We start from the raw sequence: 2954 nt of genomic DNA, 5'->3' as shown, positions 1-2954 counted from the left end.
CGTAGGTATCGCGCGTGGCCCGGGTGAGCAGGGCGCCTGCGGCGGTGCGCAGGCCGATGGATGCCGCGAGCAGCTTGGTCGCGTGCTTGTCCATCGCCAGGGCCCCGGCGCTCACGCCGCTGCCGACATACGGGATTCCGGCGAGTTCGCACAGCGCCGCGATGGTGCCGTCCTCACCCGGGGCTCCGTGCACGAGCGGCAGCGCAACGTGGCAGTCCCCCAACGCGGCGACGGCCTCGGAAAGCTGGGCGGGCTCGTCCCCGACGCGCCAGGACCCGTCCTGAGCGATCGTGAGCCGCACCGGCTCATAGCGGGTGGGGTCGAGCGCCGACGCGGCGGCCCGCGCGGAGGCGAGCGAGACCTCGTGCTCGCCGTTCGCGCCGCCGCCGATGACGGCGACCCTGGTCTTCTCGCTCACGATGCGGCCTTGACCGTCTCGGCGTACGCGAGGCCCTCTGCCCGTTCGACCCTTTCGACCCGCCGGCCGATGCCGGTCACGATCTCGTTGGGAATCGTTCCGCACCACGCGGCCCAGTCGGCGACGGTCGGCTCGCCGTAATCGCCCGGCCCGAAGATCGTGACGAACTCCCCGGGCAGCGCGTCTCCGTCAGCCCCCAGGTCGACGACGAGCTGGTCCATCGACACCCGCCCGACGATGCGCCGTCTGCGCCCGCGCACGAGGATCTCGGCGTCGGGGGCGACGGCGCGTGGAACCCCGTCGGCGTAACCGGCGGCGACGAGCGCGAGTGTGGTGTCCTGCGTGGTCACGGCGCTGTGGTCGTAGCCCACGGGAGTTCCGGCCGGCACCCGCCGCACATCGACGATCTGGCTCTGCAGCATCAGTGCTCCGCGCAGGGGCACGGTGCCGCTCGGGTCGATGCCGACGAGCCCGGCACCCACCCGGCAGAGGGTATGACGCGCAGCGGGCTGTGTCAGCGTCGCGGCTGTCGCGGCGAGGTGACGCAGCGGCGCATGCAGCCGCGCGCTTGCGGTCGCGCGCACCGCCTTCAGGAATCGCGCGCGCTCGCGCCTGTTCGCAGCGGCACTCGGCGTGCTCGCGCAGCTCAAGTGACCCATCACGCCCACGACCTCGACGTCGCGCTCGGCTTGGGCAGCTGCCGCGAAGCCGAGCAGCTGCGGCCACAGTGCGGGCGCGCACCCCTCACGTGCCATGCCGCAGTCGATCTGCAGGTGGATCAGCGCGCGCCGACCGCTCCTGCGCGCGGCGCGGCGCACCGCGTCGAGGTGGGCGACGCCCGGAACCGCGATCTCCACCCCAGCGGCGATGGCGCCGGCGAAGTCGGCGTCGACAGTGTTCAGCCAGCTGAGGATGGGCGCCGAGAGCCCGGCGGCTCGCAGTGCCAGCGCCTCGGCGATGCTCGTCACCCCGAGACGGGTCGCGCCGTTCGCCAACGCCGTGCGCGCCACGAGCTCGGCGCCCGCACCGTATCCGTCGGCCTTGACGACGGCCATCAGCCGGCCGGGCATCACAGCCGCGAAGTGGCGGGTGTTCGCGGCGATCGCCGAGCGGTCGACGACGAGTCGTGTGCCGCTCATGCCGCGTGCGCTTCCGTGATCGGGCCGTAGATGGCGTGCGAGTGACCGCCCGTTGCGGCCCAGTAGCGGTCGCCGTAGCTCCAGTGCCACCACTCGGTCGGATAGTTCACGAGACCGGCGCCGCTGAGCGCAGTCGCCAGCCGGTCGCGGTTCGCGCGCGCCTGCGCACTGATGTTCGTCGCCGCGAAGTAGCACGCACCCGCGCTCTGCTCAGGCGTCGCGTCGATCGGGGTGCCCAGGTCGAGCTCTTCCAGATCGGGCCCCACCAGCGTCAAGTCGACCGCGGCACCCGCCACGTGCGGCGCAACCCCCAGCGGTGCGACGAACCGGCTCGACAGGCGCGTGACCTCGGCACGATCGAGCTCCGGGTGCAGCCGGCGCAGCTCCGTGGCATACGTGTCGATGATGCGCAGCTGTGCATGTGCGCTGCGATGACCCTCGATGATCTTCAGCGACAGCCCGTCGCCGAGCGACATCGCCGCCTCGACGAGCCGGGCCGCAAGGCCGCGGCGCACCCGGACGACCCCGTCGACCGCGCCTGAGATCGACCCGCCGATGACCGCGGGGAAGCTGATGACGGGGTCGCCGCAGTCGGCGACGGGGACCTGCGCGACGCGGGGATCTGAGAGCAGAAGGACCATGCTTCGACGCTACGGACGGCGGCTTGGCCGGCGCGTCGGCCGCGGGTGGGCTTTCGCGTCATCCTCGAGGATGACGGCGCTCAGCCCTCGGGAGGGATCGCGTGCTCGTACGAGAACACGACGAGCTGGACCCGATCCCGCAGGCCGAGTTTGGCCAGGACCCGGCTTATGTGCGTCTTGACCGTGGCCTCAGACAGATACTCCGAGCTCGCGATCTCGGCGTTCGACAGGCCCCGGGCGGCGAGCCGGAAGATCTCGCGCTCGCGCTGCGTGAGGTCGCTCCAGCCGGCGGGAACCTCGCGTCGGCCGCCGCCGTGACCGACGTGGGCGAACAGCTTCCGCGTGGCCGTCGCGGCGATCACCGCGTTCCCCTGGTGCACGGTGCGGATCGCGGCGAGCAGGAACTCCGGGTCGGCGTCCTTCAAGACGAAGCCGCTCGCACCGGCGCGGATCGCGCTCGCGGCGTTCTCGTCGAGATCGAAGGTCGTCAGCACGACGATGCGCGGCGGTTCGTAGCCGCCCGCGTCGGCATCGGCGAGGATGTCGCGCGTCGCCTGGATGCCGTCGCTGCGCGGCATCCTCACATCCATCAGCACGACGTCGGGCCGCGATCGTCCCGCCAATTCCCGGGCGGCCACGCCGTCGCCGGCCTCGCCCGCGAACACGAGGTCGGGCTGCGACTCGACCAGCATGCGGATGCCCGCGCGGAACAGCGCCTGATCGTCCACGAGCGCGACCCGGATGCCGGTCATGCGG

General features: G+C 72.3%; 4 protein-coding genes. All 4 read right to left on the bottom strand.

What is annotated here, in order from left to right; genetic code table 11:
* The coding region (locus tag ACM2XV_RS13805) for a D-alanine--D-alanine ligase (RefSeq protein ID WP_487027338.1) at positions 1 to 418 on the bottom strand (418 nt) is incomplete at its 3' end.
* On the bottom strand, positions 415 to 1557 hold the full coding sequence (gene alr / locus ACM2XV_RS13800; RefSeq protein WP_487027337.1) for an alanine racemase: 1143 nt from the start codon (positions 1555 to 1557) through the stop codon (positions 415 to 417). The genes alr and ACM2XV_RS13805, both read right to left, overlap by 4 nt.
* Positions 1554 to 2198 carry a M15 family metallopeptidase gene (locus ACM2XV_RS13795; RefSeq protein WP_487027336.1) on the bottom strand — a complete coding sequence of 215 codons (645 nt, stop codon included), beginning with the start codon at positions 2196 to 2198 and terminating at the stop codon, positions 1554 to 1556. Before ACM2XV_RS13795 ends, alr begins: the two co-directional genes overlap by 4 nt.
* An 80-nt stretch (positions 2199 to 2278) precedes the next feature.
* Entirely contained in the window at positions 2279 to 2950 is a 672-nt protein-coding gene (locus tag ACM2XV_RS13790; protein WP_487027339.1) for a response regulator, read from the bottom strand.
* Between the last annotated feature and the right edge of the window lie 4 nt (positions 2951 to 2954).

Source organism: Gryllotalpicola sp. CP2-P1 (genome assembly GCF_057512245.1).
The sequence above is the reverse complement of the archived record's forward strand: the minus strand, read 5'-3'. Positions and strand labels throughout refer to the sequence as shown.